Below are 16,774 nucleotides of genomic sequence, written 5' to 3' on the forward strand. Positions count from 1 at the left end.
CGCGCTCGATAAGGAGATCCTTGACGGCAGACGATGCTGTCGTTATAAAAAGTAACACTGTTACGAACGACGACGGGGGCGGCGGCTGCGCCGCCCGGAGGCCAGGCGACACGGACATGGCGAGCGCGCGCCCGAAGACCACGAAGACCAGCGGCACGACCCAGGCGGAGCGCCTGCAGGCGTCGAGCCAGCAGCGCCGCGAGCAGCAGAAGGAGAACCTGCGGGGCGCGATCCTGGCGGCGGCGGGCGAGCTGTTTCTGGAGCAGGGCTACGAGGCGTTCTCGATGCGCCAGGTGGCCGAGCGCATCGGCTACTCGGCGACGACGATCTACCGCTATTACGAGGACAAGGACGATCTCCTGTTCGCCATCGTCCACGACGGCTTCACCGAGTTCCAGCGGGCGCTCGTCGCGGCCGCCGAGAGCACGGCGGACCCGATCGAGCGGCTCGTGGCGCTCGGCGCCGCGTACGTGCGCTTCGGCATGGACAACCCGGTGCACTACCGGCTGATGTTCATGCAGCGCTTCGATTTCGTCTTCGACCAGCGGAAAGCGCGGCAACAGCCGATGATCGATTCGTTCAACGTGCTGCAAGACGCGGTCGCGTCCGCGATGGACGCCGGCGCCATGCAGCGCGGCGACGTGGAGCGCCACAGCCAGGTGGTCTGGGCCCTGGTCCACGGGATCACCGCCCTCGGCCTGGCCGATCGCGGCCGCTTCACGGCCGACGACGTCGACCGGACCCTGGAGATCGCCATGAAGATGATGGTCCGAGGCCTGCGCCCCTGATCGCTCTCTTTTTTTCCCGCAAAGTTAACACTGTTACGAATAGTTTCATCGTTACAACCAGCAGCCGGTGGAGGGTATGATGGATAGGGTCTTTGGACTGAGCGGGCTCCTCGTGATGCCGTTCTGGTTCCTGATGATTTTTCTGCCCCGCTTTCGGTGGACGCGGCGGATCATGGAGTCGCCGCTCGTGGTCATCGCGCCCGCGCTGCTCTACGCGGCGCTCGTCCTCCCGGTCATCCGCGAGGTGTTCCCGATCGTCAACCAGCCGAGCCTCGCCACGGTCGCCCCGCTGCTCGGCTCGCCCGCGGGCGCCACGATCGCCTGGGTCCACTTCCTCGCCTTCGATCTCTTCGTGGGCCGGTGGGTGTACCTCGACAGCCGCGATCGCGACATCTCGCCGTGGCTGATGGCCCCGGTGCTCTATCTGACGCTGATGCTCGGGCCGCTGGGGTTCTCGCTCTACCTCGCCGTCCGCGCGATCGCCGCTCGATCGCCGCGCGCCGTCGTCACGACCGCGGCGCCGCGCCGCGCCGGGGAGGCCTGACATGAGCGCGCGCTCACTGAGCCCCTCGCTCTCGCTCCCTCGCTCGATCGAGGAGCTGCTCCGGCGAAGCCCCGTCCTGTTCATGGCGGCGGCCGCCCACGTCGCGCTGCTCGTCGTGCTGCTCGCCGTCGCCCCGCTCGACGCGCGCCTCGTGATGGGGGTGAACCCGTGGATCAAGCCGGCGAAGTTCGCCGCCTCGATCGCCATCTACCTCCTGACGATCAACTGGCTCGTCGGCGATGTCGCGCTCCCGCCGAGAGGCCGCCGGGCCGTCGTCTGGGGCACGGTGGCGATGGTGAGCTTCGAGATGATCGCGATCACCGCGCAGGCGGCGCGGGGCGTGGCGTCGCATTTCAATCAATCGACGCTGTTCGACGGGGCGGTGTTCGCGCTCATGGGCATCGCCATCCTCGTGAACACGGCGCTCGCGGCGTACCTCGCGTACAGGTTCTGGGCGACGCGACCCCCGCTGCCGGCCCCGTATCTCTGGGGCATCCGGCTGGGTCTCCTCCTGTTCCTGCTGGCCTGCGCGGAAGGCGGCTTCATGTCGGCGCACAACGCGCACAGCGTCGGCGTCGCCGACGGCGGGCCCGGGCTCCCCGCCGTCAACTGGAGCACGCGAGGAGGCGACCTGCGCATAGCCCACTTCTTCGGGATGCACGCGCTGCAAGCCGTCCCGCTGGTCGGCTACTGGCTGTCGGCGCGGGCGCCGGGGTCGGGGCCGCGCACGCGGCGGGCCGTGGGATGGGTGTTCGCGTTCGGCGTCGGCTACGGCGCCGTCGCGCTGGCGCTCTTCCTGACGGCCCTCGCAGGGCGACCGCTGATTCGGATGTAGCGCGCCGAGAGGACGGCGGTCCTGCGCCGGTGGCGGCGAAGCGGCGAGCCGGCGCAGAGCGCCGCCGCGTGACGATGGGCGCGAGCGGGATGTCATCAACAGGACGACGGCGCCTGCAATGAATCCGTCACTTCATCGTCGCCGACAGACAACAACAAGCAGGCGCCACGCCACACAACTGACACAAATTCCGTCTAGGCTCTCCAGCGCGTCTGCGCCTGCCGCTGTTTCCCACCCGCGAGGCTCGCCATGCCTGACAATTTCGTCGTCCAATCAAGCGCCCTGCCCTCTTCCACCAAGCTCGTAGCTTTTCATGGAACCGAGGGCATCTCGAAGCCCTATCGCTTCGAGCTCTTCCTGGTGATGACGAACGACGTCGGCCAGAGCTTTGATATGGCGGCGGCCGTGGGGCAGCCGGTGAGCATCTCCCTGGAGCGGAGCGACGGCGGCGAGCCCTTCCTTCGGAGCGGCGTCCTCGGCAGCATCGAGCTCATCAACGAATTCGCCGGCCGGTCCGTCTTCCGGGCCACCATGGTCCCGCGCCTCGCCTTGCTCGCCATGTCGTTTCACAGCCGTGTCTTCACCGCGCAGGCCATCCCGGCGATCCTTCAAGCCGTCCTTCAGAAGGGCGGCGTCACGGACTGCTCCCTCCAGCTCCAGGGCTCCTACACCGCCGAAGAGCATGTCTGCCAGTACCGCGAGACCGACTATGCCTTCGTCGCCCGGTGGATGGAGCGCGAAGGCATCTATTATCACTTCGAGCACGGGGAGGGCGGCGAGACGCTGGTGCTGGTGGATGACAAGTCGGCCCATCAGCCCCATGGCGGCAAGCCCATTCGTTATTACCCGCAGCCAGGCGGCGCCAACACCGCGAAGGACACGTTCCACGCCTTCACCTGCCGGCATGACGCCATGCCCGGCACGGTCCGCCTCAAGGACTACAACTACGCCACGCCGGCCGTACCGGTCACCGGGCAGGCGTCGGTCAGCCCCAATGGCTTCGGCGAGGTCAGCCTGTACGGCGCGCGGTTCTTCTCGTCGGGCGACGGGGCGCGGCTGGCGCGGATCAAGGCCGAGAGCCTCTCCGCGACCGGCGTCGTCTACCAGGCGATGGGCAAGGCGGCGACGGTGGTCCCCGGGTTCACCTTCGAGATCGAGGACCACCCGCGGGCCGCGTTCAACACGAAGTACCTGACCACCGAGGTCGAGCACTGGTCCAACCAGGCCCCGGACATGCCCGAGCTCCGCGACTTCGCGACGTGGACCGAGAACTACCGCATGGAGGCCAAGGCCATCCCCGTGACGACGCAGTTCCGCGCGCCGCAGGTCACCGAGTGGCCGCGCATCTACGGCACCGAGATCGCGGTCGTCGAGGGCGCGGCGGTCAGCGAGTACGCGCAGATCGACACGCATGGTCGCTACCGGATCAAGTTCCTCTTCGACGAGAGCGACCTGAGCGGGGGGAAGGCGTCGACCTGGGTCCGGATGCTGCAGCCCCATGGCGGCGGGATCGAGGGCTTCCACTTCCCGCTGCGCGCCGGCGTCGAGGTCATGTGCGCCTTCGAGGGGGGCGATCCCGACCGGCCGGCCATCGTCGGCGTCGCGCCCAACGCGCTGACGCCGAGCCCGGTCACGTCGGGGAACAACACGCGGAACGTGATCCAGACGGGCGGGCGGAACCGGCTCGAGCTGGAAGACCAGGCCGGGCAAGAGCGGGTCACGCTGTCGACACCTTATGACAACACCTACCTCCGGATGGGGGCGCCCAACGGCGGCGCGTCGTACGAGGTCAAGTCGCAAGGCCACGCTTATGTGTGGATCGGAGGCAGCTCCGAGAACATCGTGACCGGCAACCGAACGGCGATCACCGTGGGCATCTCCGAGAGCGTGATCGGGGGCTTCAGCTTGAGCGCCGTCGGGGGATACGCCGGGAGCTTCATCGCCGGATACTCACAGAACGTCATCTTGGGCTATCGCCACACGACCATCCTCGGCAATGAAAAGACGATCCTCCGCGGCAACCGAAAGACCACCATCACGAAGGATCGTACCACGAGGATCGGGGGCGACGACACGTTCATGCTCGTGGGCGATCGCGTCGCCACCATCAGGGGCAACAGCAGCTTGCGCGTCTTTGGGAGGCGCAACACCCACATCCAGGGCCGCGACAAGAGCACTTTCTTCAACGGGCGAGAGACGACGATCCACGTGTCGAACCAGACGACGGTCAACGGCACCAGCGAGGTCGACATCAACGGCACGCGGCGCGCGGACGTCCGCGGTCACGCCACCAGCAACTTTTACGCAGGGCGAACGACCACCGTTCACGCGGGGGGAAGCAAAAAGACGATCAGGGGTGGTAACACCGCCGAGGTCTTCGGCCCAGTCAAATTCACGCTTCACGGGCCGAAGCAAAGCACTGTCAATGGCCCTGCCGAGAGCACCATCACCGGGCTCTACAAGACCACGATCGGGTCGCGCATCGAGATCATCAAGGGAACCAAGACCGAGAGGATCAACGGGCTGGCATACAAATATGCCCCCAAAGAGATAAAGAAAGTGACGTTCGCCGAGGTCAACGCGAAGGGGCTCAAGCATAGCGTCGAGCTGTATCGCATTCAATACCAGCTCGGCTTCCACAAGGGGCAGCTGCACCTCATCCAGTAAACTCACCTGCTGCTTGTGGAGCAGGCTCGCGCTGAGCGCCGAGTCGAACGACCCATCGAGCCCGCCACCCTGGAGTCCGTCGGATGAAAATCGTCAAGCCCATGCGCCTCGGGGTGGTGCCGAGGGTCTTCATGCACCAGCGCGCCCCGCACCTCGTGGTCACCACCTTCGTCGGCTTCTCCTACGACAGGCCGGCCCGGCTGCTCTATGAGCCCACGGTCTGGAAGATGGCCATGGAGGAGCTCGGCGACGACGGCCTCCTCGACGAGTTCAACCCCAAGACCCGGGGCGAGCTCCTCGTCACGGGCCGCTGCTATCCGCCGGGGCGCGTCGCCCGCCCCGCGAGCTCGGTCCGCGTCCAGCTCGGACCCATCAACAAGAGCCTCTACGTCATCGGCGACCGGACGTGGGGGATGCTCGGCATGTCGGACCCGGCGCCCTTCACCGAGATGCCCGTCACCTGGCGAAACGCCTTTGGCGGGAAGGATTTCGCCAGGAACCCGCGGGGCAAAGGCCACGGCGACAAGAGCGCGGCGCTCCCGAACATCGAGTCGCCCAGGCACCTCATCCACGCGCGCAGCGACTGCCCGACGCCCGCCGGCCTCGACGGCTACGACCTGACGTGGCCCCAGCGGTTCTCCAAGATCGGCACCTACGATGCGGCGTGGCGCGACGAGTGCTTCCCTGGTCTCGCGCGGGATCTGGACCCGACGATGTTCAACATGGCCCCGGAAGACCAGCAGATCGACGGGTTTTTCCGGGGCGACGAGGCCTTCGTTGTCGAGAACATGCACCCTGACAAGCCCCGGATCGAAGGCGTCCTCCCCGGGGTTGTAAGTCGATGCTTCGTCGTCCTCAAGGCGAGCGACGGTGTGGAGATCCACGAGCCCGCGATGAAGCTCGACACGGTGCGTCTGTTCCCGCACCGCGAGCGGGGGGTCGCCCTCTTCCGCGGCGGCATCGAGATCTCCGAGGACGACGCGGACGACGTGGTGGCCGTGCTGGTCGCCTGCGAAGCCATGGGCGCTCCCAGGCCCGTCGCGTATTACCACGACTACCTGATCCCCCGGCTTGGCCTTCCGAGCAACGATCTCCCGGATGACCAGGACGACGTGCTCATGCCCGAGCCCGAAGATCCGGAGGCGCCGCCGCTGCCCGACGACACGCTCTCGGGGCTCGCGTCGAAGCTCAGGCGAGAGGGGTTTCTGGGAGGCACTCCGGCTCGATCCGTCAAGCGCGCGGCTGGAGCCGCGGCCGCCGCCGGTGTCGTCACCACCGGTGTCCACGAAGCGGGAGCAGAGGAGGACCCCGACGTCGAAGCGGCCGAGGCCGAGCTCGAGGGGGACCAGGACGTCGAGGCGACCGAGGCCGAGCTCGCCGAGGTGGGGACCGACTCCGAGCACCTCGCCGCCGCAGCCGACGAGGACGAGGACGAGGCGGAGCCAGCCACGGGCCTCCCGGAGGGCACGGAGACGGAGGAAGAGGAGAGCCCCGCGTGGTCCCAGGCGGACACGGGGGTGGACAACGAGGCGGACCCGGAGGCGCTCGCGTTTGCAGCCTCGGCGACGACGCCCGCCCTGGAAGACGACCCCGAGGAGGCTGAAGCGCTTCGCGCGCAGGAAGCGCTCACCGAATGGGGCAAGAAGCAGCTGCGAGACCATGGCATCGATCCAGAGGCGCACCTCGCCCAGGAAGAGCCCTCCGACGACCTCGCGTCCCTCGATGACCCGGAAGCATCCGAAGAGGCCGTGGTCCGCCTGGTCCAGGGCCGGCTCGGCAGCGGGCTGACGGCGCACGGGGTCGACGTCGGTGCCTTGCTGGCGAGGGCGCCTCAGAATGCCGCCGAGCATCCGAGCGAGATCAGGATGTCGGAGGTCCGCGAGCGCATGCGGCAGTCGCTGACGAGCGAGGGCTTCACGCCGGAGAAGACCGAAGAGCTGGTGTCGTCGCTGGATTGGCAAGCCTTCGAGGACGAGACCCAGGCCGCCGCTGACGAGGACCTCGACGACACATTCCACCTCCCCGACGAGGCGCCCGAAGCTGCCCACGCGCTGCCCGAGGACGAGGCCTGGGGCGGTGAAGCCGCGGACGATGAGGGCTTCGCGTCCGCGGAGGATCTGGACGACAGGGCTTCGTCTTTCGCCGAGCTGGGCGAAGACGGGCCGCGGCTCGCGCACCTCCTGGCGGCCGCCGCGCCCCTCGACAGCGAAGAATCCCTGCGACTTCGCCGCGAAGTGGAGGCAGGGCACAAGGAGGGGCGGAGCTTCGCGGGGTGCGACCTCACGGGCGCCGACCTCTCTCACCTCGACCTCGAGGGGATCGACCTCGAGGGCGCGATGCTCGAGTCGGCCTTTCTCACCGGGAGCGTCCTGCGAAAGGCGAAGCTCACAGGCGCCGTCCTGGCGCGAGCCAACCTGGAGGCCGCGGATCTCTCGGAGGCCAGGCTCAACGGAGCCAATTTTGGCTCGGCGTGCCTGCGGGACGTGAAGGCCACGGGAGGCGTCGATTTCGGCGAGGCCGTGCTCGTCAAGGCGGACCTCTGGGGAGCGGATCTGTCCGGCGCCAATCTCTCGCGCGCCGACCTCTCCGAGGCCAATTTCTGCGACACCAACCTGGAGAACGTCGTCGCGGAAGAGGCGATGTTCCAGCAGGTGGACCTCACGGGAGCGCGCCTCGTGGGCGCGCGGCTCACGGGGTGCACCTTCAACGAGGTGAATGTGACCGAGGTCGATTTCACCGGCGTCGACCTGAGCTCCGCCACCTTCATCGCCGCCCAGGGCGACGGCGCCGTCTTCCGGAACGTGATGGCAAAGGACCTCACGAGCGTGATGGGCTCGTCCTTCGCCGGCGCAGACTTCTCCGGCGCGACGCTCACCGGCGCGAACCTGATGGGGACGAGCCTTGCCGGCAGCGACCTCTCCGACGCCGACCTGCGCGGCGCGCTGCTCAACGAGGCCGACCTGACGGAGGCGAGCCTCGATCGCGCGAACCTCGCCGAAGCCATGCTGACCCGCGCCAACCTCACCAGGGCGTCGCTCTACGCGGCTGACCTGAGGCAGAGCATCATGAACCATGCGTGCGTCCAGGGAGCCAACTTCGAGAAAGCCAACCTGTTCAGCGCATGCGCCGATCGAATGGTTGGAGATGACGACACGAGCTTTGCCGGCGCCAACCTCAAGCGACTCAGGGTAATACCGGCCTAGAGGGAGCATGGACAGGGAAGCGCTGTGCAAGCTGATCGAACAAGAAGAGGTCGTTTCGGAGCTGGACCTGTCGGGCTTCGACCTGTCCGGGCTCGACCTCTCCGGCGGGATCTTCGAAGATGTCCGCTTCACCAACGCCAATCTGACCGGCGTCAAGGTGCGCGAGGCGATCTTTCACCGCTGTGACCTCGCGGGAGCCAACCTGAAGGGGCTGGATTTTCACCTTGGCACCGCCATGGACTGCACGCTCGCGGGGGCCGTGCTCACCGGCGCCTCGCTGGTTGGAGCGAGCGTCTCGGCCGTGGACCTCGAATCGGCCGATCTGACCGGAGCCGACCTCTCGTCGACCACCATCGATTATGCCCAGCTCAAGAACGCCCGACTGGTCCGTGCCAACCTGACCGACGGCACCCTGTTCGGCGTCACGCTCGAGGGCACGGACTTCTCTCAGGCCAACCTGACCAGGGCGGTCCTGTTCCGTCAGGACCTGTCCCAGGCCATTCTCACGGGGATCACCCTCGTGGAAGCGATCCTCGTCGAGGTGCGGATGGGGCCCAAGGACTTCCGGCGGATGGACCTCAGCAGAACGCAATTTACCAGCGCCGACCTGCGTGGTTGCGACTTTTCAGGGGCCACGCTGACGCAATGCGGCTTCAAGGGCGCCGACTTGACCGGGGCTCGGCTGGACGGCGCCGTCGCCCAGCTTGCCGACTTCGTCGAAGCGACCCTGATGAACGCGAGCCTCACCCAGGCCGATCTGAGCCAGGCGCTCTTCGTCGACGCGCGCGCGGGCGCCACGAACCTCTCGGGCGCGCGGCTCGAGATGAGCGTCTGGCACCGGGCGAGCTGCCCGGGTGCCCGCTTCTGCCGGGCAGACCTGAGCTACGCAGATTTCTCCCACGCCGACGTGTCCTTCGCCGACTTTTCCGACGCGACGCTGTCGCGCGCGCGGCTGCACCGCGTGACGGACAAGGGCACGATCTGGCCGCCGGGCAAGGCGCTGGCGCACGGAGACGACCAGGAGCTCAAGGAAGCAGAAGAATGGCAGGCCAACGTCCTTGGGAGGCCTGCCGGCAGTCAACGCACCCCTCACTCATGAGGAAACCATGCAGAGCGCAGCAAGAGCGAGACAAATCCAGCGGGAAGCCCACGGCGAACACGGCGCCGTGCTCCGCGTCGATGGCTCCGCGTACATCGTCGAGATCGAGAGCGGCGAGGTCCGCGCGAAGCGCGCGACGAGCTGTCTGCTGGAGCCCGCCGCCGGCGACCTGGTGCTCCTCACCGCCGTGAACGGCGCGCATTACATCCTCGCCGTTCTCGAGCGGGAGGAAGGCGCGCCCTTACACCTCGTCTCCGAAGGAGATCTCCAGATTCGCCTGCGGCGCGGCTCGCTGGGCATCGCGGCGCCCGACGGTGTCCACGTGGCCGCCGGCAAGGACCTCTCGATGGCCGCGTCGACCTTCCGTGTCCAGGCCAAGGAGGGGCACGTCGCGCTGGAGCTGTTCACGCTCCTCAGCAAGATGGCCCGCGGGGAGGTCGACCGGGCCAAGCTGATCGGCCGGAGCCTCGACTCGACGCTCGAACGGCTGTCGCAGAGGGTGAAGCGCTCCTACCGCATCGTGGAAGAGGCTGACCATGTGCGCGCCGAGCGCATCGACTACGCGGCCAAGGGCAACCTCGCCATCCACAGCGAGAACGCCAAGATCACCGCGTGCCACGTCGTGAAGATCGACGCCGATCAGATCCAGGTAGGGTGACCGAACATGTTTGCAATCACATCGCGCGGCGGAATGGACTTTGGCATCCCGGACGTCTGCCGTCTTCCGACGACCATCCCCGTCCCGTTTCCAAACTTCGCGGCGAAGCCCATGGGGACGTCCCCCGCGTACAAAGTGCGCATCGGGCCCGCTCCCGCCCATACGCTGGCGACCACCATTCCGATCACCTCCGGCGACAACCCTGGGCTCCTTGGCGGCGTGATCTCCGGCCGCAACATGGGCCCCGCGAGGCGTCTCCGATTCTCTCGCAACACGTTGTGGCAGGGAAAACCGGCGGTGGTGCTCAGCGCGAACGGCCTCGGGAACCAGATCAACACGAACTCGACGACCATTGTCCCGAGCCAGACCAAGGTCCTGATCCTCAAGTGACGTCCGCTCGGTCATCCGCGAGAGCCGCCAGCGAGAGCGCCCGAGATCCCGCCCTGTTCTGACCGCCGAGGGACACCCACGTGGCCATCGATGAAACTACCCGCATCCGCCTGGGGATCATTCAAAAGAAATACGGCGATCGCCTTGCCCGGAGCACGAACGGCTCCAACCCGCCGGACCGGCGCCAGGTGTTCATCGATGAATTCCGGCGGATCCTGGCCGACATCTTCGTTCCCACGTTCGAGACCATCGGCCGTGAGCTCGCCTCGTCAGGCCACGCTTACCGGATCGAGCAGGACGTGGGCGAGAAGACCCCCAGCATCGAGTTTCACCTCCTGCTCCGGGGCGTTCCAGCGAACGCGAACAACCTGATCCGCCTCTTCTACAGCGCCGAGGCCGCGGGCGACGGAGAGGTGATCGCCGAGGTCAACGTCTACCAGACCCTGACCGAGCTCACGCGGTTCCGGGTGCTGGCTCGGGTCACCCGGGAGGTCGCGGAGCAGATGTGCGTGGACGCCATCGAGCACGTCTTCGCCTGCAACGCTCGCTGAGGAGTGCTGCACGAGCTCCGGAAGCGCCGGCGCCGCGCAGCGCGATCACCGGCGTGCCCGCGGCCAGCGCCTCGAGTGCGACGAGCGAGCTGGTCTCCTGCGCCGGGCTGGGGATAACCGACGAGCAGGACCGTCAGAGGCACAGCTCGCGCTCGAGGCCGAGCAGCGTGAGCGTCTTCGCCGCGAGCCGCCGCCAGCGCGCGCCGTCGATCGGGAAGCCGAGGCGCTCGTAGTGGAGCGGGCCTTCGTGCGGGGGCCTGCGGAAATCGTACGCGGGCGCCGGCCGGAAGCGCTCGACCTCCGCGCCGAACGGGGCGAGCACCTCCCGCTGGCTGGCGAAGCAGGCCAGCATGGCGCGCTTCCGCGACGCCTCGATGTCCGAGAGCCGGAGCGCGATCTCGGGGACGCCGGGGTGCGCGATGAACTCGCCGGTGAGGAGGCGGCCGCGCGCGGCGTGGTACGACGCCGCCTCGAAGATCAGCGGCGCGGTGACGCCGTTCCAGAGGGCGAGCACCGCCGCCGCGTGGACGATGAGCGCCGCCGCGTCGTGATCGGGGTGGCCGCCCTCGTAGGGGTGGGTGAACACCACCTCGGGCCGCGTCCGGGCGAACAGCTCGACGAGCCGCCGGGCGAGGCTCGGCGCCTCCTCGATCGCCTCCTGGTCGACCGCGCCGAGGCACCTGAGCCGCCCCGCGGGCACGTTGCCGGCCGACAGGGCGCGGGTCACCTCCTCGCGCCGGAGCGCGGCGTAGCGCTCGCGCCCGATGCCGGCGAGGCCCGCCGGCACGAAGCGCTCGTCGCGGGGCGCCCCGTCGGTCACGTGGACCACCTCGATCGGGCTGAGCCGGCCGATCCGCGCGCCGAGCCCGATGGTCTCGTCGTCCGGATGGGCGAGCACGACGAGACAGCGCGGCGCCCGGCCCGACGAGAGCCACGAGAACGGCGGCCACGCGAGCTCCTGGGCGGAGGGGCCCTGACGGCGGAGCACGGCGAGGTTCACGACGGCACCTCCACGCGCCCGCGGCGCAGCTCGGCCCGCGGCTCCGGTCGCCTCCCCGGGATGCCGCGGTGCTCCTCGGGTCTCTTCTTTCGCTTCGGCGTGCTCGCGACGTGGGACATGAGCCACCTGGAGCGCATGCGGCCAGGTCGTCCTGGCGCAAAACGCAGCGATCCCCACACTACCAAACGGCGACGCGGCGCGCCAGACGGCGCGCAAAGCGCGGACAGACGGGCAGACGCGTACCCGCCCCTCGCCTCTTCGCGCTCTTTGCGCGCTTTGCGCTCTCTGCGCATGTTACGCACGGCGTCGTCTCATGCGTAGCGCCGCGTCATCCGGGCGCAGAAGTCGGCGAACTCCTCGATCCGCTGCGGAGGGCTCGTGTGGTGGGGCCGGAGGCCGGCGTGCTCCGGGGTGAAGCAGTAGGTCAGGGTCACCTCGAACGGCTCGAGCGCCTTCATCTGCCGGTCGAACCAGGCCTCCGCGCCGGGGCGGAAGCTGTCGGCCCAGCTGAGGCCCGTGCGGAGGTGGCGCACCCCGAGCTCCTTCAGCCACGCCACCGCGTCGTCGAGCCGGTGGTCCTCGAAGTGGAACCACTGGCACAGACCGAACTCAGGGGTGTACTCCGGGAAGAGCCGGAGCGCGCGCTTGGGCGTCCCGTCCTCGCGGAGCAGGCCCATGTAGAAATGCCGGTAATACGACGAGCCCTCGGCCTCCCGGTGCCGGGTCGTCGCCGGCCACGCGCGCGGCAGATCATAGAGGCTGTACCAGTGGATCCGCTCGACCTTGCCCCGGAGCAGCTCGGCGCTCCGCCGGAGACCGAACTCCTGCACCTCCTCGGCGCCGAACGTGGAGACGCCGATCTCGGTGATCCAGAGCGGCCTGTCGGTCACCACGCGGATCTCCTCGAGCCTGGCGGGCCACTCGTGGATCTGCCAGTGATTCCAGTCGAGAGGGAAGCCGTGCACCGCGACCACGTCGACGTGCTCGAGCACGCCCTGCCGCCCCATGTTGGCGATGAACCCCGGATCGATCGGCGAGATGCCGCCCAGCACGCGCAGCAGCCAGTGGCGCTCGCTCCGGATCGCGTCCGCGGCGAGCTTCACCATGGTTCCGTACGTCGTCCACTCGGGATCGATCTCGAAATCCCAGTGCGACCTGTTGTTGGGCTCGTTCCAGAGCATCACCGCCTCGATCACGCCTGCTCTCCCTTCACGAAAGCTCGCCTCGCCGAGTAGACGGCGCCAGGCGGACGACCGGCGGCCCTCTCGCGCCAGCGGCAGAGGTAGACCTCGGGCTCGGGGTGGTTCACGATCTCGAAGCCGGCGCTCCGCAGCATCGCCTCCGCGCAAGCCCGGTTGGGCACCCACCAGTTGGTCGGGTCGTGCGCGTAGCTGTGCTCCACGAAATGGAGCCTGGGATAACCGGCCTCGTCGAAGATCTCCTCCTCGGAGAAGGGGAAATCTTCCTCCAGCGGCGCCACCTCCGCGCTGCCGCGCTGCATGCTCTGGAAGATCAGCGTGTGTCCGACCACGTGCTCGTGGAGCAGATCGAGCGCCAGGAGCGGGTGGCGGAGGTGGTAGAGGACGCCCAGGAAGAGCACGGGATCGAAGCGCTCTCCGAGGCTGCCCACGTCGTACACGGAGAGGTTCCGGAGCTCGATGTCCGCTCCGGAGACCTCCGCGGCGAAGCGCGCCTGCGCCAGGTAGTCCTCGTCGCTGTCGATCCCGAGGACGCGCGCCGCCCCGCGCCGCTTCATCTCGAGCGAGTAGAAGCCGGCGTTGCAGCCGATGTCGAGGACCGTCTTGCCCGTGAGATCCGTCGGGACGGCTTCGGCGAAGCCCCTCCATTTGAACGCGGGGTAGTCGCCGAGGAAATGGTCGGGCGCCGTCTTCACCCCGCGGAGATCGAGGTTGTGGAACCACGGCCCGAGCCCGCGCACGCGCTCCTGGATCTGCTCCCGCGTCCGCTTCGCCGCTCCCTCGACGCACCTCTCCATGGCTCCTCCCTTCACGCGGCGGCGCGGCTGAGGAGCTGGATGGCCTCGTGGTAGCCGTGCAGCGTCCCCACGTCGACAGAGGCCTCTCCGGCCCGCACGGCGCGCGCGGTGCCGCCGCGGGCGAGGTACTCGTTCACGAGCGTCCCGATGTACGGGTCCTCCCGCCCGCGCTCGCGCCAGAGGTCGTGGAGCTCCTGCATCACCGCCCCCGTGAGCCTGAAGGCGCCCCAGACCCACCGCGAGCGCGCGTTGCGCTGCTTGACCTGGATCTCGAGCACCCGGCCCTCCTCGTCGGTGACGACCGCGTCGAAGAACTCCGGATGCTCGACCGGAAAGAGCAGGAACGAGAGCGCCCCGCCGCCGAGCGAGCAGAGCCCGTGCTCCGGGAACCACACCGTGTCGGGGAGCCCCACGAGCACGTCCTCCTCCGGCCGGATCCAGGGGAGCGACCGGAAGATGGCGTCGCAGAGCCCGGCGGCGGCCGGCTGCACCACATAACAGATGTGCGCCGGGCCGACGCTCGCGCCGTAGTACTCGACGATATCGGACTTGCCCGGCGAGATCACCATGCAGAGCCGGGTCGCGCCGGCGAGCACCATCCGGTCGATGAGGTACTCGCTGACCGCGCGCGGCCGCTCCACGTCGCCGTCCCTGCGCGTCCCCACCGGGAGCAGCTCCTTCGAGAACGCGAGCGGCTGGATCCTGCTGCCCAGGCCCGCCGCCGGAATCACTCCCCACATCGCGCCGTCCCTCCGTTCGATGAGCCGACCTCGGCTCCGTTCAATGAGCCGAGACCGACTCGAGAATGGCCACGAGCTCCGCCGCGCGGCGCGCGGCGCTGTGCTCCGCGAGCACCCGCTCCCGCGCCGCGCTGGCGATGGCCGCGAGCTCGCCCTCCGGGAGCGAGAGCGCCGCGACCGCGTCGTCCGTGGTCGCCGCCACGAGGATCTCCCTCCCCGGCGTGAAGAACCGGTCGAGCCCCTCCCACGCGTCGCTCAGGATGGGTGTCCCGCAGGCGGCGGCCTCGAAGAGCCGGCCGGAAGGACAGTAGCCCATCGCCGCCATCGCCCCCCGCGTCACGTTGAGCGTCATCCGCGAGGAGCAATAGAACGCCGGGTGATCCGGCGGGGCCACGTGGCGCAGGTAATGGACGTTGTCGCCGTTCTGCGCCCACGGGAAGTCCTCGGGGTAGAGCGAGCCCCCGATGACGAACCGCTTCTCGGGCAGCCTCCTCGCCGCCTCGAGGAAGAGGCGGGAGAGCGCCGCCTGCCGGTCGGCGGCGTACGTGCCGAGGTACGAGAGATCCCCGCGGAAGCCGTCCCGCGGCGGGACCGGGCGGTGCACCGCCGGGTCCGCGCTGCCGTAGAGCGGGAACACCCGCCGGGCGCCGAGCTGCGCCTGGAGCCGATCGAGCGCCGCGCCGCCCGTGTAGCTGAGCACGCAATCGAAATCGACGAGGCCTCGCGGGCCGATGTAGCCGACCGGCAGTCCGGCCTGGATGCGATCCAGCGTCACCGGCGTGTCGAGATCGTAGAAGACCTTGAGCGCGCCGGACTCGAGGACAACGTCGGTCGCAGGGCCGCCGTCGGGGCAGTACGACGTGACCATCGCCGCGTCGGCCTCGCGGACGGCGCGCCTGGCCTCGGGAAGGACGTCCTCGAACGAGGTGTAGAGCCGGAGCGTGTTGCCGTGCGAGAGCGCTGTCAGATCCCGGTGCGCGGCGTAATACGGGACGTCGCGCTCGAAGAAGGTGACACTGTGCCCGGCCCGCCCGAGGGCGGAGACGACGCCGCGCCACAGCGTGGCGTGGCCGTTGCCCCAGGACGAGCTGATCGTCAGACCGAAGATGACGAGCCTCATGGCGGAGCGGACCTCCTCGATGCCTGCGTCTCCGGCGCCGGCGGCCTGCCCGGCTCGCCGGGGATCATCGCTGCCACCTCGGGGCGGCAGCGGATCCGCAGCAAGAGCGCCCTTGCCTCGGGCCGGAGTCGGCGGAGCGTGTACGCCACCTTGGCCCGGGTGTGCTCGGGCCCGTAGCAGTCGAGGAACCCGGCGCTGTTCAGCGAGAAGAACGAGAGCGCGTCAGCGTCGTTGAGCAGGGCGAGCTCGGCGTCGTCCCCCGGCCGCTCGTGCGACGCCACCAGGGCGCCGATCCGGTCGAGGACCTCCGGCGCGAGCCCGACGCCGGCGAGCGCGGCGCGCGTCAGGGCGGCCCCGCGCCGCGCGTGCTCGTCCTTGAACGCCTGGTAGTCCGGGGCGCGGTGCTCCATCCGGACGTCCGCCTCGGAGACGAGCCGCTCCACGTCGTGGAAGAGCGCCGCCACCTGGACGGCGACGCCGGCGCGCGGCTCGAGGCGGAGCATCCATTGCCAGACGTCGATCGCATGATCGTGGTCGGCGCGGACGAGCGGCCTGTCGAGATCGTGGAGCTCCCGGTGCCGCCCGAGGACCCGGGCGAAGACCGCCGTCGCGGAGGCGAGGTTCCTCCTGCGGATGAAGCGCTGGCACCGTGTGAGCACCTCGTAGGCGGCGCGCGCGGCGCCCGCTCGCTCGAGCCCCTCGATACGGAGGTCGAAGAGGCCGCCGGCGTCGAGCGCGTGCAGGCGGGTGTCGAGCGCCCACAGGTCGAGCGCCGACGCGCGCCACGCGCGGGCGTCGACGACAGCGTGGAGCGCCCCCCCGGACGGGCCGGGCGCGCCGCTCTCCACTTCCACGCCAGGGAACTCCCTGGAGAGCGCCGCCCTGTCGGACGGGGAGAGGAGCGGCGTCCCGCGGATCGAGCGTCCATCGCTGCTCGAAGAGGGGCCGTCGATGAGGATGAGGCGCTTGAGCATGAGCGTGCGCTCTCCGGTCAGCCACCAGGATGGAGCTCGACACAGCTGCCGCGCACGGCTGCCGCGGACGAACCGGGATCGCAGGTGGGGAACCTATCGCCGTGGTCCTCACCGCACCATCGCGGAAATTCCGTAGAGCAACGTCGGGAAAGAAATGAGCGCGAGACATGGGATCGCCGTAGCCGCGCCGGCCGCGGCCAGCTCTCCTC

The 16,774-nt window shown here is 68.9% G+C and carries 15 protein-coding genes; 9 read left to right on the forward strand and 6 right to left on the reverse strand.

What is annotated here, in order from left to right; translation table 11 throughout:
• Positions 1–20: 20 nt before the first annotated feature.
• The 9 genes from WMF46_RS35690 to WMF46_RS35730 all read left to right on the forward strand — a co-directional run bounded on the left by WMF46_RS35690 (position 21) and on the right by WMF46_RS35730 (position 10,735).
• A complete protein-coding gene (locus WMF46_RS35690) occupies positions 21–788 on the forward strand; it encodes a TetR/AcrR family transcriptional regulator (RefSeq protein WP_437981286.1) in 768 nt (255 codons plus the stop codon).
• Between the two features lie 76 nt (positions 789–864).
• Entirely contained in the window at positions 865–1,332 is a 468-nt protein-coding gene (locus tag WMF46_RS35695; RefSeq protein WP_437981287.1) for an ABA4-like family protein, read from the forward strand.
• Position 1,333: 1 nt separating this feature from the next.
• On the forward strand, positions 1,334–2,167 hold the full coding sequence (locus WMF46_RS35700; RefSeq protein WP_437981288.1) for a hypothetical protein: 834 nt from the start codon (positions 1,334–1,336) through the stop codon (positions 2,165–2,167).
• A gap of 249 nt (positions 2,168–2,416) precedes the next feature.
• On the forward strand, positions 2,417–4,834 hold the full coding sequence (locus WMF46_RS35705; protein ID WP_437981289.1) for a type VI secretion system Vgr family protein: 2,418 nt from the start codon (positions 2,417–2,419) through the stop codon (positions 4,832–4,834).
• An 83-nt stretch (positions 4,835–4,917) separates the two neighbouring features.
• Positions 4,918–8,037 (forward strand): DUF2169 domain-containing protein, encoded by a 3,120-nt coding sequence (locus WMF46_RS35710; RefSeq protein ID WP_437981290.1) that lies wholly within the window; start codon positions 4,918–4,920, stop codon positions 8,035–8,037.
• Positions 8,038–8,044: 7 nt separating this feature from the next.
• Positions 8,045–9,136 carry a pentapeptide repeat-containing protein gene (locus tag WMF46_RS35715; protein ID WP_437981291.1) on the forward strand — a complete coding sequence of 364 codons (1,092 nt, stop codon included), beginning with the start codon at positions 8,045–8,047 and terminating at the stop codon, positions 9,134–9,136.
• Positions 9,137–9,143: 7 nt separating this feature from the next.
• Positions 9,144–9,794, forward strand: a complete 651-nt coding sequence (locus WMF46_RS35720) for a DUF3540 domain-containing protein (protein WP_437981292.1) — start codon at positions 9,144–9,146, stop codon at positions 9,792–9,794.
• Positions 9,795–9,800: 6 nt separating this feature from the next.
• On the forward strand, positions 9,801–10,184 hold the full coding sequence (locus WMF46_RS35725; protein ID WP_437981293.1) for a DUF4150 domain-containing protein: 384 nt from the start codon (positions 9,801–9,803) through the stop codon (positions 10,182–10,184).
• An 80-nt stretch (positions 10,185–10,264) separates the two neighbouring features.
• On the forward strand, positions 10,265–10,735 hold the full coding sequence (locus WMF46_RS35730) for a hypothetical protein (protein ID WP_437981294.1): 471 nt from the start codon (positions 10,265–10,267) through the stop codon (positions 10,733–10,735).
• A gap of 133 nt (positions 10,736–10,868) precedes the next feature.
• On the opposite strand, the gene WMF46_RS35735 is transcribed toward WMF46_RS35730, so the two are convergent.
• From WMF46_RS35735 to WMF46_RS35760, 6 genes are all read right to left on the reverse strand, one after another.
• Positions 10,869–11,735, reverse strand: a complete 867-nt coding sequence (locus tag WMF46_RS35735) for a PIG-L deacetylase family protein (protein ID WP_437981295.1) — start codon at positions 11,733–11,735, stop codon at positions 10,869–10,871.
• Between the two features lie 311 nt (positions 11,736–12,046).
• On the reverse strand, positions 12,047–12,931 hold the full coding sequence (locus WMF46_RS35740; protein ID WP_437981296.1) for a beta-xylosidase: 885 nt from the start codon (positions 12,929–12,931) through the stop codon (positions 12,047–12,049).
• On the reverse strand, positions 12,928–13,731 hold the full coding sequence (locus tag WMF46_RS35745) for a TIGR04290 family methyltransferase (protein WP_437981297.1): 804 nt from the start codon (positions 13,729–13,731) through the stop codon (positions 12,928–12,930). Before WMF46_RS35745 ends, WMF46_RS35740 begins: the two co-directional genes overlap by 4 nt.
• 11 nt (positions 13,732–13,742) lie before the next feature.
• Positions 13,743–14,471 carry a sugar phosphate nucleotidyltransferase gene (locus WMF46_RS35750; protein ID WP_437981298.1) on the reverse strand — a complete coding sequence of 243 codons (729 nt, stop codon included), beginning with the start codon at positions 14,469–14,471 and terminating at the stop codon, positions 13,743–13,745.
• Positions 14,472–14,511: 40 nt separating this feature from the next.
• Positions 14,512–15,591, reverse strand: coding sequence for a CgeB family protein (locus WMF46_RS35755; protein ID WP_437981299.1), 1,080 nt, complete (start codon positions 15,589–15,591; stop codon positions 14,512–14,514).
• Positions 15,588–16,565, reverse strand: a complete 978-nt coding sequence (locus WMF46_RS35760; RefSeq protein ID WP_437981300.1) for a DUF4202 family protein — start codon at positions 16,563–16,565, stop codon at positions 15,588–15,590. The genes WMF46_RS35755 and WMF46_RS35760 overlap by 4 nt, the downstream gene beginning before the upstream one ends.
• Between the last annotated feature and the right edge of the window lie 209 nt (positions 16,566–16,774).

The sequence above is a fragment of the Sorangium sp. So ce117 genome, assembly GCF_051524395.1.
Taxonomy (GTDB): domain Bacteria; phylum Myxococcota_A; class Polyangia; order Polyangiales; family Polyangiaceae; genus Sorangium; species Sorangium cellulosum_B.